Raw genomic sequence first — 21,016 nt, 5'->3', positions numbered from 1 at the left:
AGTATCCATGTTAAAATATCTTTGCAGCAGAGCTTGCAACTCTCTCGCAATGGTCAATGCTACAACTTTATGCCTGCCATGTTTTACCCGGATTTTGTGTCAGCATCCTCTTCTTTTGCCTGCGCCCGATCTTTTTCCGCCTCCTGCTTGGCTTCGTTCCGGGCAACTTCCAGCTCTGCCGTTAACACGGCTAACTCTGCTTTTACTTTCTCCCGATCCATAGCTTCGCCGTCGTCCGTCGCATCGCCCTCTTCTTTAAGAGCATTTTTTAATTTTTTAATTTTGTCTTCCAGTTTTTCCACTGCACTGGCAGATTCCGCTTTGCTGAAGAGGACTTCTTCAGCATGACCATGATTATTATTTTCTTCTTGCGGAATACGAGGCGCTTGCGGAATCACCTTACCCTCGCCTTTTAACTGGCGTTGATTCATAAACGTGGGGGAGACAATTTCAATGCCGGCACCATGCATCGCGTCCAAGATCATGGCCCGTAGCCGCGAACGCGCACTGACCAGCAAACCGGCCTCATTCAACCAGCCATTGGCCCGATAACTGACCGAAAAATCCCCCAGCTCTCGAATCTGTACAAAGCCATCTTCCAGCTCGGCTTGCTCAATTGCGGCCAGCAGCGCTTTTTCAATATCCCGCCTGTCAACGTCATAGCCCAAAGACACATCGGCAGATACCACCGTGCCAGAAGCCCGCACGACATTGTAGGGTTCTTGCACCAGCAGCAAATTAGGAACGGTAACCAACTCGCTGGTTTCATTTTGAATTTCAACATGCAATAAACCACGCTGGGAGACTCGCCCCAATTCATTGCGAAACTCGATATAGTCCCCCGCCCGAAAGCTGTTGACGGTGCGGAGCATAAATCCCGCCATCAGGTTACCCATCACCGAGGTCGACGACAGCGCAATAGCTGCCGATGCCAGCAGCCCCACCAGGCTGAGCAATTGACCACGCAGCTCGCTTTCCATTGGCAGTGTGGCAATGGCCAACACCACCCCCGCCAAGCGAAACAGCAGTTTGCTGCCCTGCTCACGATAACGAATATCCGTGCCGTGATCTTTTTGTACCGCAAACACTTTGCGGGTAAAAAGCCAGACACAAAATAGCAGCGCCATCACTAATACAAATGGGAGCCAGTCCATTAACCAGTCCGGCACAGTCGAGCCCAATGCGCCGACGGCCTGATCTACTGTTTCTTCCACATGTCCCCCAAAAAAGATTTTTACTGCCGTTATTTTTGACCACAATAGCGGATTGTAGCCGCTGACGCAGCATGCCGGGATTATTGCCACTGGCTGTGCTGTGATAAACTTTCGACCCTTATTTCAATGCTAGACAGTCTGAGGCCAATCATGCCCGCATATCGTTCAAAAACATCTACCGCAGGCCGCAATATGGCGGGTGCCCGCGCTTTGTGGCGGGCCACCGGCATGAAAGATGGCGACTTTGAAAAACCCATTATCGCCATTGCCAACTCCTTTACCCAGTTTGTGCCCGGCCATGTCCACCTTAAGGACATGGGCCAATTGGTAGCACGAGAAATTGAAGCTGCCGGCGGCGTCGCCAAAGAATTTAATACCATTGCTGTCGACGATGGCATCGCCATGGGTCACGACGGCATGCTCTACAGCCTGCCCAGTAGGGATATTATTGCCGACTCCGTAGAATATATGGTCAATGCCCACTGCGCCGATGCGCTGGTGTGTATATCCAACTGCGACAAAATCACGCCGGGGATGCTCAACGCCGCCATGCGTTTGAACATTCCCGTTATTTTTGTTTCTGGCGGCCCAATGGAAGCCGGTAAAACCAAGCTGTCTGAGCACAAGCTGGACCTGGTCGACGCCATGGTAATTGCCGTGGACGACAGCGCCACCGACGAGCAAGTCGCTGAGTACGAACGCTCTGCCTGTCCTACCTGCGGCTCTTGCTCTGGCATGTTCACCGCCAACTCGATGAACTGCCTCACCGAAGCACTGGGACTTTCGCTGCCCGGCAACGGTTCGATGCTGGCCACCCATGCCGATCGTGAAAAGCTGTTTTTAGAAGCGGGCCGCCGCATTGTCGAGCTGGCACGCCGCCACTACGAGCAAGATGATTATTCTATTTTGCCCCGCAACATCGCCAATTTTGAGGCCTTTCAAAATGCGATGGCCCTCGACATCGCCATGGGTGGTTCTACCAACACAATCTTGCATTTGCTGGCCGCAGCCCAAGAAGCCGAGCTGGATTACACCCTGAAGGATATTGACGCCTTGTCTCGCAAAGTCCCTCAGCTGTGTAAGGTCGCACCCAACACCCCGCTGTATCACATGGAAGACGTACACCGCGCTGGCGGTGTTGTGGCCATTTTGGGTGAATTGGACCGGGCAGGTCTGTTACACACCGATCTACCCACTGTTCACGCCAGCAGCGTTGCCGCCTCGCTGGCCCAGTGGGACATCATGCAGACCGAGCTGGAAGCGGTAAAAGACTTTTATAAGGCTGGTCCGGCAGGCATCCCCACCCAGCAAGCCTTCAGCCAAAACACGCGCTGGCCCTCTTTGGACGCCGATCGGGAAAATGGCTGCATCCGCTCTATTGAGCACGCCTTCTCTCTAGAAGGCGGCTTGGCCGTGCTCTACGGCAATATCGCTGTTGATGGCTGCGTGGTGAAAACCTCTGGCGTCGACGAGAGCATTTTGGTCTTTGAAGGCCCTGCTCATATCTGCGAAAGCCAAGAGGGCGCGGTTGACGATATTCTCAACGACCGGGTTAAAGCCGGCGATGTGGTTATTGTTCGCTACGAAGGACCTAAAGGCGGACCGGGCATGCAGGAAATGCTCTACCCCACCAGCTATATCAAATCCAAAGGTTTGGGCAAGGCTTGCGCCTTGCTCACCGATGGTCGCTTCTCGGGTGGTACATCTGGCCTGTCGATTGGCCACGCTTCTCCCGAAGCCGCCGCTGGTGGCGCCATTGCGCTGGTCAATAAAGGCGATATTATTCGCATCGATATTCCTAACCGCAGCATTAATGTCTTGCTGGACGAAAGTGAATTGGCCAAACGCCGCAAAGCCATGGATGCGAAAGGCGCTGACGGCTGGAAGCCCGTCAATGAGCGTCCTCGCAAAGTCTCTGCGGCACTCAAAGCCTATGCCAAAATGGTGACCAGCGCCGATCGCGGTGCGGTGCGGGATATTAGCCAACTCTAATTCTGCCGCTGTTTAGGACATAAACCAGCACCATTCAGACACAAAAAAGGGGACCACACTGTGGTCCCCAAAAATGGTGTCATCCTACCGCGATCGCCTTTGGCGTTAGCCAAAAACTTAGTGATCAAGAAGCCACCCGTCCCAAATCACGACCTGGATGTTCGCAATTCCAAATAACTAGGGTAAATATACGAAACTTGCCACACTAAAACAGTAAGCAATTTCCCCTAATTCACATGAAATGCATTTGGCATTCCAAAAATGCGAACCCAAGCCAAATAAGATGCACCTGTGGCAACTAGTTATGGGGCAATGTTGCACCGCAGTGCCAACACAGTTCAAACGCTGGGGCATTATCTTCGCCACATGCCGAACACTGCCAATCATCGCCGTCATGATGAGCAATTTTCTTTAACAGGCACTGGGCTTTTTCTATATCACTATCGGCCACCAGTAACTGTGGCCACACATCCTGACAGGCCAAGCCACCGCTGGCACCAATAGCGAAGCTGTTTCTCAGTTCACATTCAATTCCGGCTGCCGCCAATACATTTTCCGCATTGGCGACAATCATGGGGTTGGGATGGCTAAAAATAACCTCTGACATTCTTGTTTTTAGGGTCGAGCAATTCGAATATCGACATTTTCAAGAGTCGGATCAAAGGCATCGGTCAACAGACAGTCGTAGCGACGTGCTTCATAGCGCTTTAAGCGCTCTGCCATCTCGGCACTGAACAGGCCTTTTTCCGCAGCGTTATCAATGCGGTCATCCACCGACTTACCACTGAGCTCACCTTTTGATTCGGCTTTAAGAAAACGATCGTAATCATCTTCCAACTCGATCAACTCTTGATAAGTCACATTCACCCGGCCGGTGCTGTCCTCAGGATCTTTGCTGATAAAAACCGCTTCTGAAAGCGCTTTACGCACATCATTGGGCTCCATAATCAAGCTACCCAAGCGCCGAATTTGGCTGTCTCGCAATGTCGGTACAGGCGTTCCCCAAGGGAAAAACAAGCGCCGCATAACCATGCCCAAACCGGGAACGGGTAGATTGTCGTAAAACGCATTCAAGGAAATATTCAGGGCCTTAAAGCAGCGACGCAGAGAGTACTCAGCATGCAAGCGGTTAGCCTCAGTGTCTGGCAGGCTTTCTTGATATTTCAGCAAAGCACAGGCAATCACCAATTGGCTATGCACATCACCGAGTCGAGCCGATAGCAGTTCTTTACGTTTTAAATCACCGCCCAGGGTAGCCAAGGCAATATCAGCGCTGGCCGCCAACGCCGCGCTGTAGCGATCCAAGTAGCGATACCAGCGTTTAGAAAATGCCGTGTCCTTCTTGGGTGCGGCCAACCAACCAGCCGTCACACCTTTGGCAATGGCCCTGCAGATCACCCCAATTGCATGACCGAGATGTGCGGTGAGCAATTCGTCAAAGCGTAACAGTGCCTCTTCGCCTTCTTCTTGTATTACCACCAGTTCCTCTGCCAAATAGGGGTGACAGCGAATCGCGCCCTGACCAAAGATAATCATAGAACGGGTGAGAATATTGGCGCCTTCAACAGTGATAGCAATGGGAATAGATTGGTATACCAACGCCATAAAATTACGTGGCCCCATTTGAATACCGCGTCCGCCCAGTACATCCATGCTGTCGTTAACCACTTCACGCATCATTTCGGTGGCGTGATATTTGGCCATGGCGGTCAGCACTGAGGGCGCACCATCTTCCAGCGCCCGGGTAACAAATGCCCGATAGGCTTCCAAGGTATAGCCGCTGGCCGCAATATCCGCGGTGGCTTCTTGAACCCCCTCAAACTTACCCACCGAAATACCAAATTGGCGACGGATGCGGGCAAAGGCCCCCACCATTAAATAACTCATTTCACCGCCAGCGGTGGACAACGCAGGAAGCGACACACCCCGGCCAGCACCCAGACATTCCACCAGCATTCGCCAGCCTTGACCGACACGCTCTTGACCGCCAATTAACATCGACATGGGGATAAACACTTCCACCCCCGTCATCGGCCCGTTCATAAACGGCGAGCCGGGATTGTGGCGACGACCAATTTCCATACCCGGTTGTGAAGCGGGGACTAGCGCACAGGTAATACCCCGTTCGACTTGATCGCCAATCAGCCCCTCTGGATCGCGCAATTTGAACGCCAAACCCACCACAGTGGCAATCGGTGCCAGCGTGATCCAGCGCTTAGAAAAGCTCAATTTAACGCCGAGGGTGTCCTGCCCCTCGTATTCTTGCCGACAGACAATCCCCACATCGGGAATGGCCCCCGCATCAGAGCCCGCTTCCGGGCTGGTCAGCCCAAAACAGGGGACTTCTTCACCCACCGCCAGTTTGGGCAGCCAATATTGCTTCTGCTCGTCCGTGCCATATTTCACCAACAGCTCACCGGGGCCCAATGAATTGGGCACCATGACAGATACCGCCGCCACGGTGGAGCGGCTGGCTATTTTGCCCACGGTACGGCTTTGCGCATAAGGACTAAAATGCTTGCCGCCGTATTCTTCGGGAATAATCAGGCCGAGAAAGCCCTTGTCTTTAATGTACTGCCACACTTCTTCTGGCAGATCTTTGCGGCGGTGGTAAATATCCCACTCGTCCAACATGGCGCAAAGTTCTTCCACTTCGTTATCAATAAAGGATTGCTCAGCAGGCGTCATGACCGGAAGATCAATGGCGGCGAATTTGTCCCAGTCGGGCCGACCGGAAAACATGTCTTTTTCCCACCAGGTGGTACCCGCTTCCAGCGCTTCTCGTTCGGTGTCACCCAAACTGGGCATCATCCCCGCCAACATTTTTTTGGCGGGCGCCGATAAAAATCGCATCCGCAGGCTCTGCACATTCAACACCGCCAATACCGCAAGCAGCAGCAATAAACTCAGCGGGTGCAGAAAAAATTCACAGCCACTGCCTGCTAATAGCCAGGCGAGAAAAAACACCGCGCTACCTCGACGCAATGACAAGCCGAGGTAGAAAATACTCATAAAGACGACAAGTAGAAAAAGTACGCTGAGTAGTCCGGTCATAGTGGTCTCCTTGTCCTTTGCTACGAAAGTAGAAAGCAGTGTGGACCATGCTACCCACCCTAATGCGGGATTGCATGGAATACCGATATTAACTTTGAGGTGTTTCGACCGAATTAAATCCCGAAATCAGATGAAGATCGCGCTGGGGGAACGGAATGCTAATGCCAGCATCAGCCAGGGCGTCATCAATGGCCCATAAATACACAGACCGAGTGCCACTCTGTTGGGCGGCGTATTCAGGCTTCACCCACACCAGCAATTCAAAGTCCAAGCTGGAATCCCCAAAACCCTTCATCACGACAACGGGCTCCCGGCCAGGGGTGCCCGTTAATGTTTGAGTTTGCTTGGCCGCCGCAGCCAATACCACCTCACGCATTTCTTGTTTATCTGTGCCATAGGCCACGCCAAAAGGAATGCGCAGTCGGCAAAAATTATTGGTGTGAGTCCAGTTGGTGACTTTGCCGTTGACAAATTCCGAGTTGGGCACAATCACTTCTGCGTTTTCGAGGGTGGTAATAATGGTGGCCCGCACAGTAATCTCGGTCACTACTCCCAGCACGCCGCTTTCCAATTGCACATAATCACCCACCTTTAATGACCGTTCGATAAGAATAATCAGCCCTGACACAAAGTTGCTGAAAATGGCCTGCAAACCAAAACCAATCCCCACCGACAGCGCTGAGGCGATCAGTGCCAGCTTGCTAAAATCGATGCCCACGGTAGACAGCGCAATCACCAAACCAATAATAAGAATGGTGTAATGGGCCAAGCGTTCAACGGTATAAAGCGAGCTGCTGGATAAGGTTGGGCGACGAGAAGCAACACCCCGTAAACTGCGGCGAATCGCTCTGGACAACAGCATCGCCACGCCAAAAATAACCGCACCGGCCAGCAAGGTATAAAGCGTAACCGGGCGGCTGCCCAGGGTGACCAATGGGTACGAGAGATAAAAGCTTAAGCTTTGTAAAAAAGTTTCAGTAGTAATGACGACGTATCCTGTCAACACAGGCCGGTAAGCCTCGGCCAATCTACTCGATAATATAGCGTCTAAATGCCAAGCGCGCCGATAATATTATTAATAAATAGTTACCGCAGTAATTTCGACGCCGAGACCTGATGACTTTGTATAAATTGTCGCCATTGGGCCAACATATCGTCGCGCTGCGATTCACTAATCGCCGCACGCCCCAACCAGACACTTAAAATAATCGCGGCGGCATCCGCGTCCTTCACAACACCCACAGGGCTAGCATTTCTCGCCAAGGTCAGCCCCTGATTTGGCTCCCAGGTAAGACTGTAGCGATCGTCTTTTTCAACCGCGTCAAACCAGCCACAAAACTCCTCAATTTGCCGATTATATGGTGCCAGCTCTTGCTTAGAGAAAGCATCATCGAGGGAATCTCGGGTCATATCTCGAAAGCGTTCGGCAGACACACCAACGCCATATTGAATGACAATGCGTTTAGCGTAGTCGGTGCTCAGAATATCGTCAGGCACCGTGTCGAGCTGGTCGGATTTTATCTGCAGCTCAGTGTAGGTCAGACGCTTCCACAGTAACTTATACTCCGCGCTGGCGGCGGTCTGCCATTGCGCAGGTTCCGCTAGCGCCGACATTGAAAATACCACCATCAGCAAGCCGTTAAGCAGCTGTCTCTTCATGCTCCCACTCCTTTGCCAGCCATGCTAAGGACGACTGCCCCAGCATAAAAAACACCACCATTTTTAATAGCACCGGTGCCAGTACATACGCTGAGCTAATCGCCCATGCTGGGGGAACATTTTCCATGCTGGTTTGACTACCCAGCCACAGATAGGCGACCCCTACCGCAATCCCCATCGCCCCTTTACTCAACATACTCCAAAGGGCAAACAACCTGGCGCCCATATCTTTGTTACCGCCATTGGACGCAAGCGATTGGGCAAGACCCGTTTGCATAGCCGAGGGCAGTGCTTGATCCGCTCCCAGCATCAGCCCGGTACCAACACAAATGGCGATAAACCAATACAGGTCGCCTTCACCCAATAAGGCCGCAAAACCAAACAGCAGCGCCGACAAACACAGACCCAACCGCCAGGCCGTTAAACTGCCAATACGCCGAGCCAGTGCATACCAGAACGGCACGCCGATCAAACCCGACAAAAAGTAGACCAGCAACGCCGCAGGAACCGCATCTTCTGCCACCAGCACCTCACGCATAAACAACACTAAAATAGTGCCGGGAATCGCATTGGCGAGCATATTGATACACCAGGGCAGCGCCAGCGACAGCACCCTCGGCTCCTTAATTAAAGGCCAAATCGAAGTAGCAGTATGGGATGACGTCACACCTTTATGGCGTCCTTGAAGCAGCGCCGTAAATAACAGAAAACCCAGCATTGGCATCAGCATCCAACGCAGCGCATCCGGGCTTAAAATACCAGGCAACAGCATCGCGACCAGTGTGCCAAACAGCAACATGGCTTCTCGGGCGCTGTTATAAGCCAAACGCTCGCCATTGTTGCGCGCCAAAGAAACAGGCAGCGCCAGCCAGGGCACGTTAATCCCGGTCCAACCCAACATCAGCAACACCAGTACAAGCAACAGCGCCCAAGCTGGCCAAGGATGAGGAAGAAGAAACAAGACCAAGGCGCTGACTGCCAGCAAAAACCAGCTAGAAAGCCACCACGGCGCACCACAACCCTTACGGTCTATCCACGCACCTACGGGCAAATCTGTTAGCACATCGCTGATGCGGGCAATAAAAAACAACGCCCCCACCAGCGTATAACCATAATTACCATGCTCTGATAGCCATAATGGCACGTATATGTAAAATGGTAACATTAGCGCAGCAAGCGGTAGCCCTGGCAACGCATAGCGTAAATAGCGGAGCCAAGAGCCAGAATCGTGCATACACCACCTTATCTATTTAGGGATTCGACCAGGGGATTGACGCTGCGCACAAATATTGAGCTCACGCGTGGCGGCAATCTGTCATGAATGTGTAAACTACGGACCTAAGTGGAAATAAGATCAGATTAGATATGAATAACGCCCTTAACATCGCCGTTGTCGGCTCAGGCATTTCTGGACTCAGCAGCGCCTGGCTATTGAGCAGAAATCACCGCGTCACCTTGTTTGAAAAAGACAGCCGCCTAGGGGGCCACAGCAATACCGTCGATATTATGACCAGCGCCGGCACCATCGCCGTTGATACGGGTTTTATCGTCTTCAATAAGCATTGCTACCCCAACCTTGTGGCTTTATTCGAGCATCTCAGTGTGCCCTATACCAGCACCACCATGTCATTTGGGGTGTCTCTGGATAAGGGGCGATTGGAATACAGCGGCTCGGACTCTATTTCCAGCTTGTTTGCCCAACGCAAAAACCTTTTTAGCCTGCGCTTTTGGCGGATGGTATTGGACATATTGCGCTTCTACCGGAAAAGTGAGCACTGGCTAGAACAACTGCCCAACGACATGACCCTGGGCGAGCTGTTAAAGAAAGAGGGCTTTAGCAAAGGCTTCAGCGAAGATCATTTGCTCCCCATGAGCGCCGCTATCTGGTCCACACCTGCCGATCAGATGCTGCAATATCCCGCTAAAACCTTCTTGCGGTTTTGTATTAATCATGGCTTGGTTCAGGTCAAAAACCGGCCGCAATGGCAAAGTGTTATCGGCGGTGCCCGGGAATACGTACGCAAAATCAGCGGCTCATTAAATGATGTGAAATTAAACTGCGGGGTAAAGTCGGTTAAACGCAGTGCTGACAAGGTATTTATTACCGATGACAACGGTGACACCCACAGCTTCGACCATGTGGTATTTGCCAGCCACGCAGATGAAACCTTAGCAATGCTTGAAGACCCCAGCAAAGAAGAGCAGCAACTGCTGGGCAGCTTCCAATACGAAGAAAATCGAGCCATTTTGCACCGTGACGAACGGCTTATGCCCAAGCTCGGTGAGGTCTGGTCGAGTTGGAATTATTTATCTGGCAGCCAAGACCAACAGCAAAAAGTGTCTGTAAGCTACTGGATGAATGCGCTGCAACACCTGCCCTGCCACGAATCGATCATCGTCACTCTCAATCCGCTGCGGGAGCCACGTCCCCACCTCACCTACCAAGAATTTAACTACCACCACCCGGTGTTTGACCGCAAAGCACTCCAAGCCCAGCAAAAACTGTGGTCGCTTCAGGGCCAGCAACGCAGCTGGTATTGCGGCAGCTATTTTGGCTACGGCTTTCACGAGGACGGTATTCAATCCGGTCTCGCCGTTGCCGAAGCCCTCGGCGGTGAGCGCCGGCCATGGTCAGTAGAAAACGAGAGCGGCCGCATCATCCTGGAGACAAACCCAGGTGTGGACGCGGCGGCGTGACCGCAGATCATGATGGCAGTATTTACGATGGCGAAGTCATGCACCATCGCTTTCGCCCCAAACGCCATCGCTTTGTCTATAAAATTCAATCCTTTCTATTTGATATTGATGCCCTGGAAAGACTGGATAAGCGTTGCCGCTGGTTCTCACTAAACCGCTTTAACTTGTTCAGTTTTTACTATCGAGACTTTGGCGATGGCAGCGGCAACCCGCCTCGACAATACCTGGAGCGCATTCTCCGCGAACAAGGTTTTGAGCAGCCATTAGCCAAAGCCCAGCTGCTCTGCTACCCCAAAATCCTCGGCTATAGCTTTAACCCCCTTAGCGTTTATTACTGCTACAGTGACAATGAGCGGCTATTTGCGATCATCTACGAAGTCAGCAATACCTTCTCGCAACGGCACAGCTATCTGATTCCGGTCAAGCCATCGCAGCAGCACGACCAATACATTCGCCAAAGCTGTGACAAGTCGTTTTATGTCTCGCCGTTTATCGCGATGCAAGCCCGCTACCATTTTCGGATGTCCCAACCCGGTGAACGCCTCACGGTCGCGATCCGAGAAACCCAAGAGGATGAGGCCCTGCTACACGCCGTATTTCGCGGTAAACGGCAGCCCCTCAACGACGCCCAACTTGTCAAAGGTTTTTGTCGCCTGCCGCTTATGACCCTCAAAGTCACCGCAGCGATTCACTGGGAAGCACTCAGACTCTTCCTAAAAGGCGTGAAATTAGTTCGCCGACCCGATGAACCATCTTCGCCTGTTTCTCGTATCGATCAATAAAGTAAGTGATCTATAAAGGAACACCGTTCATGAAATCAGCAACCGCCTCTCTGGGTGTCAACATGGGATCGTCTTGGTGGGCAAAACGCCAAGCCCAAATATTGACCACCGTACTGTCACCCTTGGCCAATGCCCGCCGCGGTATCCTTGAGCTGCAGCTTCCTAATGGCAACAAACTGTTTTTTGGTGACCAGCCCTGCGAAGAATTGAGCCCCATTATTCAACTCAACAGCTGGAAAGCCCTTAAAAAGGCCCTGTCTGGCGGTTCGGTAGGTTGGGCAGAAGCCTATGTCGCTGGCGACTGGGACTGCCCCTCTCTCACCACATTGATCGACTGGGTGGTGGAAAATGAACGCCATATTAGCGGCGCATTGGATAGCGGTCGCTTCAGCCAATGGATGCAAAAACGCCGTCACCGCAGCAAAGCCAACAGCAAGCGCGGTAGCCGCAAAAATATTGCCTATCACTATGATTTAGGCAATGCCTTTTACAAGCTCTGGCTGGATGACAGCATGACTTATTCGTCGGCGCTGTACCTGACCGGAGAAGAGTCACTGCAACAAGCCCAGATCAACAAATACCAGCGTGCCATTGATGAATTAGACGTGAAAGATGGCGACCGGGTGTTGGAGATTGGCTGTGGCTGGGGCGGCTTTGCCGAACAACTCTGCCAACAAAAGAACGCGAAAATCCAAGGCATCACCTTATCTACCGAGCAGCTGGCATTTGCCCGAGAAAGAATTTCAACGGCGGGTTTAAGCGATAGCGCCAGCTTTTCACTCACCGATTATCGTGATGTCAAAGGCCAGTACGACAAAATCGTCTCTATTGAAATGCTCGAAGCAGTGGGCGAAAAATATTGGCCAACGTATTTTGAAACCCTGGCCAACCGGCTCAAACCCGGTGGCAAAGCGCTTATTCAGGTTATTACCATTGCCCCCGAACGCTTTGAAGAATATCGGGCTAACCCAGATTTTATTCAAAAATATATTTTCCCCGGCGGCATGCTGCCAACCCCAGATATTTGTCGGCAACAGGCTAACCAAGTCGGTCTGACTGTTGCCAATGAGCTGGCCTTCGGCAAGGACTACGCAAAAACCCTGGCCGAATGGGACGCCCGTTTCTCTGACACCTGGACCCGGGTCGAACCCCTGGGCTTTGATCAGCATTTTAAACGGATGTGGCATTATTACCTGGCGTATTGTGGCGCGGGCTTTAAACAAGAAACCATCGACGTCTACCAGTTCACACTACAAAAACCTGCGTAAATGGCAAAGATCGGCATCATTGGCGCAGGTCTCAGCGGGCTGATACTGGGTCAGTGCCTGCGCGGCCAAGGGCATGACTGCCATATATTTGAAAAGTCCCGTGGGTTGGGCGGCCGCCTCTCTCGACGCAGCACGCCATGGGCTGAACTCGATATCGGCGCGCCTTTTCTCACCCCAACTCACCACGTGACTCAGGGTTTTCTAGACCACTTTTGCGATCAAGACTGGCTCGGCAAGCACCTGATTCACAGCCTTATATTTAAGCGTGGAAAGCTGCAAGCAGGGCCTGATGTATTGGCTTATTCCGCTGCTGGCAGCAACAATCAGCTCTGCCACCAACTGCTTGAAGGCCTGTCTATTCACCGCCAGCAGCAAATCCATAAAATTAAATATCAGCAGCAACACCTCAGGCTTTATAGCGAAAGCGTAAATCAACCCGCTCAAGCAGTCGACTTTGACGCTGCAGCCCTCACCGCACCAGCGGCGCAGAGCATCGCGCTACTCCCCGTAACAAGCCCATTACGTCAGCAAGTACTCCCTCAAATGCGGCCAAACTGGACAATCAGCCTGCAATTTTCAGCGGCAGTCGCTATTTTTGAGGCTGTTGGATTGATTGATTTCGTCGACCACCCCCAGCTACGCCGCATGGTCGATTTATCGAATCTGCCCCAGCGCAATCACCAACATTGCTATCAAGTCAGCTTAACGCCAACGTTTTGCGAGGAGGCAAAAACGAGTGACGATAGTGCATTAATCAAAGACGTATTGGAGCGGTTAGGGCAACTCATTGATCTGCCTGCCGTTAAAAACAGCAGTGTGCAGCGCTGGAACCTGGCCGAGCATTCACTGAGCGAGCCAATCGCCAATATTGCGGACCCAGAGCATCGCTTAGTACTGGCGGGAGATTGGACCTCGGGGAAGAACATCGACGGCGTGTTGAAAAGCGTTGGCCGAGCAGAGCGCGCTCTGCTGGCTATGCTCGCAAACTGACTAAGCTGTTTTTGCCGCTGCCGCCGCTTTGCAACCATCAATCCAGGGCTGCAATAGTTCTAGCGCGGTCTTTTCGCAGGGCGGCAACGCTTCATTGCACTCTTGCAGCGGTGTGACGCGATCACCCCATTTGATAATACCTGCACCCCATGTCAAACCCGCACCAAAAGCCGCTGTCAGTAGCGTATCCCCGGGTTTAATACGGCCCTGCTCTAGTGCCTCGCAGAGAGCAATGGGGACGGTGGCGGCTGAGGTATTGCCGTATTTTTCTATATTCACCACCACCTTATCTGCCGGTGTGCCCAAGCGCTTCATCAAGGTTTCGATGATACGAATATTGGCCTGATGAGGAATTAGCAAATCAATATCTTCAGCCTTAAGCTGACGTTGCTCAAGCACACTACTGACCGCGCTGCCCATGCCTTTTACAGCGCGTTTAAAAATTTCCTGGCCTTCAAAGTTAACATCAAAATAACCGTCAATACCGGCAAAACGTTCCCGCACTGTACCGCTATCCCGGGCGGCTAACACGTCTCTGGCCTCACCGTCACAGCCCAGCTTCTCTGCCAGCAAACCGCACTCTTCTTCACTGGCTTCCAATACAACGGCCCCGGCACCATCACCAAAGAGTACAGCCACATCACGCATGCTGTAATCAATAAAACAGGGAATACGATCAGCGCCCACAACCAACGCCTTTTTCATGACCCCAGTTTTGATCATCGCCGTGGCAACGCTCAAACCATAAACAAACCCCGTACACGCTGCATTCAAGTCAAAAACTGCAGCGTTGTCGGCACCAATTTCCTTTTGAACAAACGACGCCGCATTGGGAATCAGTGTGTCAGGACAAGCTGTGCACAAAATCAGCAAATCAATTTCCCCTGCTTGCAACCCTGCAGCAGCCAGGGCTCGCTTAGACGCCAACACGCCTAAACTCGCCGTAGAAACATGGGAAATGCGTCGCTCTTTAATACCACTACGACTGGATATCCACTCATCAGAAGTATCGAGAAACGTCGTTAAATCCTGATTGCTCAGAACTGCTGGTGGCAGACACTTGCCCCAACCGGTGATATTCGCATGCATCAAAGTACTCCCCTGAGCCAATAAGTGATGGCATTATGCCTAGCTATGTATTCGGCGTCACCTTTCAAGTTTGTGAGTATTTGCCGAGTCTTTTTTATGTGACCAATCTGTCACTATCAACGAATATAGCAGCAAAGTACGTACAATCCCGTATTAGATCGGCTGCTACTCATAAGACACGCCATGGTAGGATTGAGGCATTATCAATGTGAACAAACGTAGTGGTAAGAAAATGACTGCAGCAAAAAAACGATGGGGCAATGGTGCGCGGGTCGACGATCTGGAAACCGGTAAAAAAATCCTTCTACGCTCAGCCGTAGAATGTTTTGTTACTCGGGGCATAAAAGCAACGACCATTGAGGACATTGCCCAAGAAGCGAATGTCACCCGTAGAACAGTGTATCGGTACTTTAATGGCAAGACCGATATTATCGCAGCGCTGATACAGGTTGAGCGCAGCAGAATGTTCCACAAGTTGGAAGAACACCTCCAGGGCATGGATGTCGATTTTTCGACGCTGCTTAATGAATCAATTTGGTATGCCGCTACGTACCTGCCGCCAGAAGAAGGCAAGGCCGACTTGGTTTCAGGCATTAACGCCTCAGAAGCGTCACCTTTTTTATATTCCGACGAATCGTCTGAGCATTGGCACAAAATCCTTGCCGAGCCGCTAAAACAATATAACCGCGAGCACAACAAGACACTGGACCTGGAAGACTTAATTGCCATCGTTGCACGCCTCGTCCTGTCTTTTCGTCAGCACCCTGCCAGCAGAGCAGAATTCAACAGCATGCTGCAAACCTTTCGCCTGTAAGATTTCCCCAGCTTAAACCCAAGCTCCAACCCAAAACCGCCAAGCGCAAAATGTGATTAAGCTCGCATTTTGCGCTTTAACTTCAGCAAATAGGCGATACTCCGTATACTTCGCCAGAGACCCATTACGCTACTGTAAGTTATGCGATTCAAACTTATTGAGGTGGTAAAATGGGGTCAACTGAACAACAGTACTCCCAAGTGTTTTCGGAGTCTCGCCAGCCCCGCGAGGCGATCAACCAATACGGCCTATGCCAAACTGAATGGTGGTTGAACGTCAATTATGCAGAGCTTATCGAAGTGCGAGACGCCGTTGGAATTCAAGCATTAAGGGCGCGTGCCGCAAGCTAAACGCTTGCTGCCGTGCCTTAAAGAGCGCGGCAGACTATGATCAACTGGCAAGATATCGACACCGTTCTTTTAGACATGGACGGAACCCTTCTCGATCTGCATTTTGACAATTTCTTCTGGACCCAGCACCTACCCAAACGCTATACCGACATTCACGGCGGCGATCTCGAAGACATTACCCAAACCCTAATAGATCGCATCATGTCTGAACGCGGCTCACTCAACTGGTACTGCTTAGATTACTGGTCTTCAGAGCTCAAACTGGACATTACCGCTTTAAAAGAAGAAATAGCCCACCTGGTTCGTCCATTCCCCAGCACCGCCGGTTTTCTCAGCGCCTTGCACCACAGCCATTGCGATACCTGGTTGGTAACCAACGCCCACCGAGGCGGTTTAAATATAAAGCTGCGCCAAACTGATCTGCAAAAATGGATGACGCATATTGTTAGCTCTCACGATCTTGCCGCCCCCAAAGAAGACCCAAAATTTTGGGAGCGTCTGCAAAAAATGCAATCCTTTGATCCTGACCGCAGCCTGTTGATAGACGATACCGCCACCGTACTGGATGCAGCCGCCAAATTTGGTATTCGTCACCTACTCACTCTGACACAACCCGACAGCAGCCAAACCATCCGTGACACCAGCACCTTAAGCTATCCCGCGATTCATGGCTTTGATGAGATTCTCCCCATCATGAGTCGCAAAGTATCATGAGTAGCCAGGCACCTAAATCGGGAGTTCGTCTAGACAAATGGCTATGGGCCGCGCGTTTTTACCGCACCCGCAACCTGGCAAAACAGGCGATAGAAGGCGGCAAAGTGCATTACAATGGCGCCCGCTGCAAAGTCAGCAAAGAAGTAGAACTGGATGCCGAGTTAAAAATTCGCTGTGGCTGGGATGACAAAACAGTGCGCATTCTCGCTATTTCAGACCAGCGTCGTGGAGCACCCGAGGCCGCACTGTTATACGAAGAAACCACGTCCAGCATCAAAGAGCGAGAGCAAAAGGCCGCCGAGCGTAAAGCCTATGGCCAAGCGGCAGGTATTATCAGCACAGAGCGGCCCAACAAAAAGCAGCGCCGACAAATCCATCGATTTAAAAATCAAAACGATTAACCGCCCTCTGGCGGTAAACAACAGCGGACACCGAAATTATGACCGATTCTTTGCAGCGCTTTCTTTTTGAAGAATGCGATGTTCGCGGCGAGCATGTCTATCTTGAACAGTCCTATCAGGACATTCTTGCCAGTCATCATTACCCCCCCGGCGTGGCCAAACTGCTGGGAGAGTTTTTAGTAGCTGCCAGTTTACTTAGCGCCACCTTAAAATTTGAGGGCAGTTTAATTCTGCAAGTGCGGGGTAACGGTGAAGTGCCATTAATTATGGCCGAGGCCAACTCCAAGCAAGAACTACGGGCCATCGCCCAAAATGCCGAGCAGGCCATCAGTAAAGATTTTCATCACCTCCTTGGAACGGGTCAACTGGCCATTACCATAGAGCCCCGCCAAGGCAACCGCTATCAGGGTATTGTGAGCCTGGACGGGGACTCTCTCGCAGAATGCTTAGAAAACTACTTTCGCCAAAGCGAGCAGCTTTCCACTCGACTTTGGATTAGTGCCGATGGTCAGCGTGCTGCCGGGCTAATGCTCCAAGAGCTTCCCAGCACAGAGCCTAACCCGGCCCAATGGATACACCTCTCTACCTTGGCCGATACCGTGTCCACAGAGGAGTTGTTATCCACCCCCACCGAAACCTTGCTATATCGGCTCTATCATCAAGACCCACTACGATTATTTGAAACCAAAGGGCTCTCTTTTAAATGCAGCTGCACTCGTGCCCGCTTTGAAAATGCCATTCGCAGCCTAGGCGAGGACGAAATCAACAGCATCTTAGAAGAGCAGAATGAAATTGAAACCCACTGCGAGTTTTGTAATCGCCGTTACGTGTTTACCGGTCAAGACCTGGGGAACATCAGCCCTGACAGCAATCAGGCAACTCGGCACTGATTCAAATACCCAAGATCACAGACTCAAAAACCATGTTATTTCGATCTACTGACGCCCCTCTTGTCAGGGGCATTAGCGCGAACGAGAATTTTTTGTAATAATGGCCGCCCCAAATTGCCAGCCACCCTCGAATCCCATCCGGCTTTCACCGGCTGCTCTCAGGACCACGTAACAGGAATGCAGAGAATGAGCGCTGAAACTACCGTTTATACAGATCTATCCCCCGCCCAATTGATTGAACAGGCTCTTAGCCGCGGTGAGGGCCAACTGGCAGACACCGGAGCATTGGTTGTCACCACCGGAAAACGCACCGGCCGTTCACCCGGTGACCGTTTTATTGTAAAAGAACCTTCGACAGCAGACTCTATTGACTGGGGTAGCGTTAACCGCCCCTTCGATGCCGACAAGTTCGATGCGTTATGGACTAGAGTTGAAGATTACCTGGCAGAGCATGACCGCTTTGTGTCTCACCTCCACGTAGGTGCCCACGACGACCATTACATCCCCGTTGTCATGAACACACAAACTGCTTGGCAAGGTCTGTTTGGCCGCAACATGTTTATCCGTCCAAGCAAGTACAACCCCAAAAGCAAAGAAGAGTGGACCATTCTTAACTGTGCAGGTTTTACCTGTGACCCAGAGCGGGACGGCACCAACTCTGATGGCTGTGTCTTAATCAACTTTGCCCAACGCAAAGTCTTGCTTGCCGGCATGCGCTACGCAGGCGAAATGAAAAAAGCCATGTTCTCTGTGCAAAACTTTTTGCTGCCAGAGAAAGACGTCATGTCTATGCACTGCTCGTCTAACGTTGACGAAGAAGGCAACACCACCTTGTTCTTCGGGCTTTCTGGCACAGGCAAAACCACCTTGTCTGCCGACCCTAGCTGCTATCTGATCGGTGATGATGAACACGGCTGGGCCAAAGGCTCTGTGTTCAACATCGAAGGCGGCTGCTACGCTAAAACAATCAACTTGAGCCAAAAGAATGAGCCCATTATCTGGGACGCCATTCGCTTTGGTGCCATTGTTGAAAACGTCGTCATCGACGAAAACTCCCGTCACGCCGATTACGATGACACCGCCCTCACAGAAAATGGCCGCTGCTGCTACCCCCTTGAGAACGTTGAAAAACGCGTTATCGAAAATGCCGCGGGCGAGCCCAAAACCGTTATCTTCCTTACCTGTGACGTATCTGGTGTACTGCCTCCCATCTCGATTCTCTCTAAAGAAGCGGCAGCATTTCACTTTTTGAGCGGCTATACCGCTCGGGTTGGCTCCACCGAGTTAGGCGCAGAAGCGGGTATCCACCCCACTTTCTCCACCTGTTTCGGCGCGCCATTTATGCCACGCCCTGCCGGGGACTACGCCGAGCTGTTAATGAAGCGTATCGAAGACTTCGACAGCCAAGTGTACCTAATCAACACCGGCTGGACCGGCGGTTCAGGCGCTGCTGGCGGCACGGGTTCACGCTTCCCCATTCCGGTCACGCGTGCCGTTGTTGCAGCGGCCCAGAGCGGTGCCCTGGTCGGTGCCGACACAGAGCAGTTGGATATTCTTAACTTAACCATCCCTAAAGCGATTCCCGGTGTCGACGAGAAATACGTCAATCCCCGTAACGCGTGGGGTGACACAGCAGCATACGACGCCGAAGCGAGCAAACTGGCAAAACTGTTCCAAGAGAACATCACCAAGTTTGACGTCTCCGACGCTATTATTGCCGCTGGTCCAAAAAGCTAAGCGTTCATGCAACACGCTTAGCATGTCACATCCCAAAGGGCAGCTTAGGCTGCCCTTTTTTGTTTGCGCGGGCCACGCAGCCCTCCAATTCCCTTCGTTTATTCCTAGTATGTTAATTCTAAAAATATTACGTATCTTAGCTGCCAAGTGAGACGAATTGGTCACAGACCATTCGCCCAAACCTTTTTTCGCGCAATATCAACATGAGAGGATTATCTTATGGCGGCAGCAAAGAACGAAGTTTTCAGCAAAGCCAGCACATTTGTCAGAGAAGTATATCTCGCAAATCTTGGCGTAGCAGGTAGCGCTTATGAGCAAGGTCAAGACCTGCTGAAGCAAACCGAATCAAAGCTGAAAGAAACTGAAGCCAAAGCAAAAGATCTCTACAGCAAGCGCAACGAAATTTTTGACAAACTGGTCACCCGTGGCGAGAAAGTCCAAAGCGAAGCCGTATCGATGTTCGAAGATACTAAGTCTAAAGCGACTTCAAAAATTGAAGAAACCAAGACTCAAGCTAAATCAAAGTTTGAAGAATTGAAAAACGAAAGCAACGCCGCTGTTGAAGATCGCATGAAAGATCTCCGCAGCAGCTTTAGCAAAGTTAAAGGTACGATTTCTCGCAAGGCTGAAGAAGCTGAAGCCGCAGTAACCGAGTAAATCGCACCGCAAGTTTTCGGCGCTGCCCCTTTGGCATCGCCACCACCCAGGTCTTTAGATCTTCTTTTGCACGGTGCGCTTAACGGCCACCGTGCTTTTTTCACATTCGTTACGCACGTCCCAATGTCTTCGCGCTCAGCTTACGATGAAGGAACGTGGTAACAGTAAAGTGCAGTGGAGAACCGCATGAGCAAAGACAGCAAAAAGAACCTCAAAGAGGTGACGTCACAGGCAAGTGAACTCGCCAAAAGCATTTGGTTGGCTGGCTTGGGTGCCTATGGTCGTGCCTATGATGAAGCCCATGAACGTTACGAAAAAGCCAGCAAAGACACACCAAAGCTTTTCAAAGAGCTGGTTTCCAAAGGCAATAAGCTCGAAGAACAAGCTAAAGATAAATTCGGCGAAGCCAGCTCATTGGGTAAAACGGTTTCTATCGAAGAGCGCATCAGTAAAATGCGTGCCAGCTTGGGCTTTGGTCACACGGCTAGCGCTACTGACCTTGAGCGTTTAGAGAAGAAACTTGATGCCCTGAGCAAAAAAGTCGATTCTTTAAGCAAAGCGGATAAGCCCGCTGCCAAAGCGCCTGTTAAAAAAGTAGCCGCTAAAAAGGTTGCTGCCAAAAAAGCACCTGCTAAAGCCGCGCCAAAGGCTTAGTACTCCAGAGCGAACAGAGACCCGCACTGCTCTGTTCGCTTTCTTCTCTCCTTT

20 protein-coding genes are annotated in these 21,016 nt (G+C 51.5%); 13 read left to right on the top strand and 7 right to left on the bottom strand.

The features are described from left to right. Positions 1 to 83: 83 nt before the first annotated feature. The gene (locus IMCC21906_RS02925) at positions 84 to 1,214 is read right to left on the bottom strand and encodes a mechanosensitive ion channel family protein (protein ID WP_047010916.1); all 1,131 of its coding nucleotides are present in this window, start codon (positions 1,212 to 1,214) and stop codon (positions 84 to 86) included. A 150-nt stretch (positions 1,215 to 1,364) separates the two neighbouring features. Here IMCC21906_RS02925 and ilvD point away from each other — a divergent pair, with 150 nt between their 5' ends. After that, positions 1,365 to 3,206: a dihydroxy-acid dehydratase gene (gene ilvD, locus IMCC21906_RS02920; protein WP_047010915.1), complete on the top strand. Its 1,842-nt coding sequence runs from the start codon at positions 1,365 to 1,367 to the stop codon at positions 3,204 to 3,206. Between the two features lie 298 nt (positions 3,207 to 3,504). Here ilvD and IMCC21906_RS02915 read toward each other — a convergent pair whose 3' ends face one another. From IMCC21906_RS02915 to IMCC21906_RS02895, 5 genes are all read right to left on the bottom strand, one after another. Next, on the bottom strand, positions 3,505 to 3,813 hold the full coding sequence (locus IMCC21906_RS02915) for a DUF2007 domain-containing protein (protein WP_047010914.1): 309 nt from the start codon (positions 3,811 to 3,813) through the stop codon (positions 3,505 to 3,507). A gap of 8 nt (positions 3,814 to 3,821) precedes the next feature. After that, positions 3,822 to 6,260, bottom strand: a complete 2,439-nt coding sequence (locus tag IMCC21906_RS02910) for an acyl-CoA dehydrogenase (RefSeq protein WP_047010913.1) — start codon at positions 6,258 to 6,260, stop codon at positions 3,822 to 3,824. Between the two features lie 88 nt (positions 6,261 to 6,348). After that, a complete protein-coding gene (locus IMCC21906_RS02905) occupies positions 6,349 to 7,266 on the bottom strand; it encodes a mechanosensitive ion channel family protein (protein WP_052763332.1) in 918 nt (305 codons plus the stop codon). A gap of 80 nt (positions 7,267 to 7,346) precedes the next feature. Further along, the gene (locus tag IMCC21906_RS02900) at positions 7,347 to 7,919 is read right to left on the bottom strand and encodes a chalcone isomerase family protein (RefSeq protein ID WP_047010912.1); all 573 of its coding nucleotides are present in this window, start codon (positions 7,917 to 7,919) and stop codon (positions 7,347 to 7,349) included. Then, entirely contained in the window at positions 7,900 to 9,153 is a 1,254-nt protein-coding gene (locus IMCC21906_RS02895; RefSeq protein ID WP_047010911.1) for an MFS transporter, read from the bottom strand. Before IMCC21906_RS02895 ends, IMCC21906_RS02900 begins: the two co-directional genes overlap by 20 nt. Positions 9,154 to 9,284: 131 nt before the next feature. On the opposite strand from IMCC21906_RS02895, the gene IMCC21906_RS02890 reads away from it, so the two are divergent. Genes IMCC21906_RS02890 through IMCC21906_RS02875 form a run of 4 tightly spaced genes read left to right on the top strand, consistent with a single transcriptional unit; the run spans position 9,285 to position 13,656 of the window. Next, the gene (locus tag IMCC21906_RS02890; protein ID WP_047010910.1) at positions 9,285 to 10,616 is read left to right on the top strand and encodes an NAD(P)/FAD-dependent oxidoreductase; all 1,332 of its coding nucleotides are present in this window, start codon (positions 9,285 to 9,287) and stop codon (positions 10,614 to 10,616) included. Beyond that, on the top strand, positions 10,613 to 11,398 hold the full coding sequence (locus IMCC21906_RS02885; protein ID WP_197085939.1) for a DUF1365 domain-containing protein: 786 nt from the start codon (positions 10,613 to 10,615) through the stop codon (positions 11,396 to 11,398). The genes IMCC21906_RS02890 and IMCC21906_RS02885 overlap by 4 nt, the downstream gene beginning before the upstream one ends. Before the next feature lie 29 nt (positions 11,399 to 11,427). After that, the gene (locus IMCC21906_RS02880; RefSeq protein WP_052763331.1) at positions 11,428 to 12,666 is read left to right on the top strand and encodes a cyclopropane-fatty-acyl-phospholipid synthase family protein; all 1,239 of its coding nucleotides are present in this window, start codon (positions 11,428 to 11,430) and stop codon (positions 12,664 to 12,666) included. Further along, entirely contained in the window at positions 12,667 to 13,656 is a 990-nt protein-coding gene (locus IMCC21906_RS02875) for an NAD(P)-binding protein (RefSeq protein WP_047010909.1), read from the top strand. On the opposite strand, the gene IMCC21906_RS02870 is transcribed toward IMCC21906_RS02875, so the two are convergent. Next, entirely contained in the window at positions 13,657 to 14,745 is a 1,089-nt protein-coding gene (locus IMCC21906_RS02870; RefSeq protein ID WP_197085938.1) for a ketoacyl-ACP synthase III, read from the bottom strand. 208 nt (positions 14,746 to 14,953) lie between these two features. On the opposite strand from IMCC21906_RS02870, the gene IMCC21906_RS02865 reads away from it, so the two are divergent. The 8 genes from IMCC21906_RS02865 (at position 14,954) to IMCC21906_RS02830 (ending at position 20,962) form a co-directional block, all read left to right on the top strand. Continuing rightward, the gene (locus IMCC21906_RS02865) at positions 14,954 to 15,559 is read left to right on the top strand and encodes a TetR/AcrR family transcriptional regulator (protein ID WP_156165972.1); all 606 of its coding nucleotides are present in this window, start codon (positions 14,954 to 14,956) and stop codon (positions 15,557 to 15,559) included. A 170-nt stretch (positions 15,560 to 15,729) separates the two neighbouring features. Next, positions 15,730 to 15,909, top strand: coding sequence for a hypothetical protein (locus tag IMCC21906_RS02860; RefSeq protein WP_047010906.1), 180 nt, complete (start codon positions 15,730 to 15,732; stop codon positions 15,907 to 15,909). Positions 15,910 to 15,945: 36 nt separating this feature from the next. Beyond that, the gene (yrfG, locus tag IMCC21906_RS02855; RefSeq protein WP_047010905.1) at positions 15,946 to 16,623 is read left to right on the top strand and encodes a GMP/IMP nucleotidase; all 678 of its coding nucleotides are present in this window, start codon (positions 15,946 to 15,948) and stop codon (positions 16,621 to 16,623) included. Next, positions 16,620 to 17,024 (top strand): ribosome-associated heat shock protein Hsp15, encoded by a 405-nt coding sequence (gene hslR / locus IMCC21906_RS02850; protein WP_047010904.1) that lies wholly within the window; start codon positions 16,620 to 16,622, stop codon positions 17,022 to 17,024. Before yrfG ends, hslR begins: the two co-directional genes overlap by 4 nt. A gap of 38 nt (positions 17,025 to 17,062) precedes the next feature. Beyond that, the gene (hslO, locus tag IMCC21906_RS02845; protein ID WP_047010903.1) at positions 17,063 to 17,914 is read left to right on the top strand and encodes an Hsp33 family molecular chaperone HslO; all 852 of its coding nucleotides are present in this window, start codon (positions 17,063 to 17,065) and stop codon (positions 17,912 to 17,914) included. Between the two features lie 177 nt (positions 17,915 to 18,091). After that, entirely contained in the window at positions 18,092 to 19,651 is a 1,560-nt protein-coding gene (locus IMCC21906_RS02840) for a phosphoenolpyruvate carboxykinase (RefSeq protein WP_369795808.1), read from the top strand. Positions 19,652 to 19,870: 219 nt separating this feature from the next. Then, entirely contained in the window at positions 19,871 to 20,308 is a 438-nt protein-coding gene (locus IMCC21906_RS02835) for a hypothetical protein (RefSeq protein ID WP_047010901.1), read from the top strand. A gap of 186 nt (positions 20,309 to 20,494) precedes the next feature. Next, entirely contained in the window at positions 20,495 to 20,962 is a 468-nt protein-coding gene (locus IMCC21906_RS02830; protein ID WP_047010900.1) for a phasin family protein, read from the top strand. The last annotated feature ends 54 nt before the right edge of the window (positions 20,963 to 21,016 follow it).

Source organism: Spongiibacter sp. IMCC21906 (assembly GCF_001010805.1).
GTDB lineage: Bacteria > Pseudomonadota > Gammaproteobacteria > Pseudomonadales > Spongiibacteraceae > Spongiibacter.
Note: the sequence above shows the minus strand (reverse complement) of the source record. Positions and strands in the feature narration are given on the sequence as shown.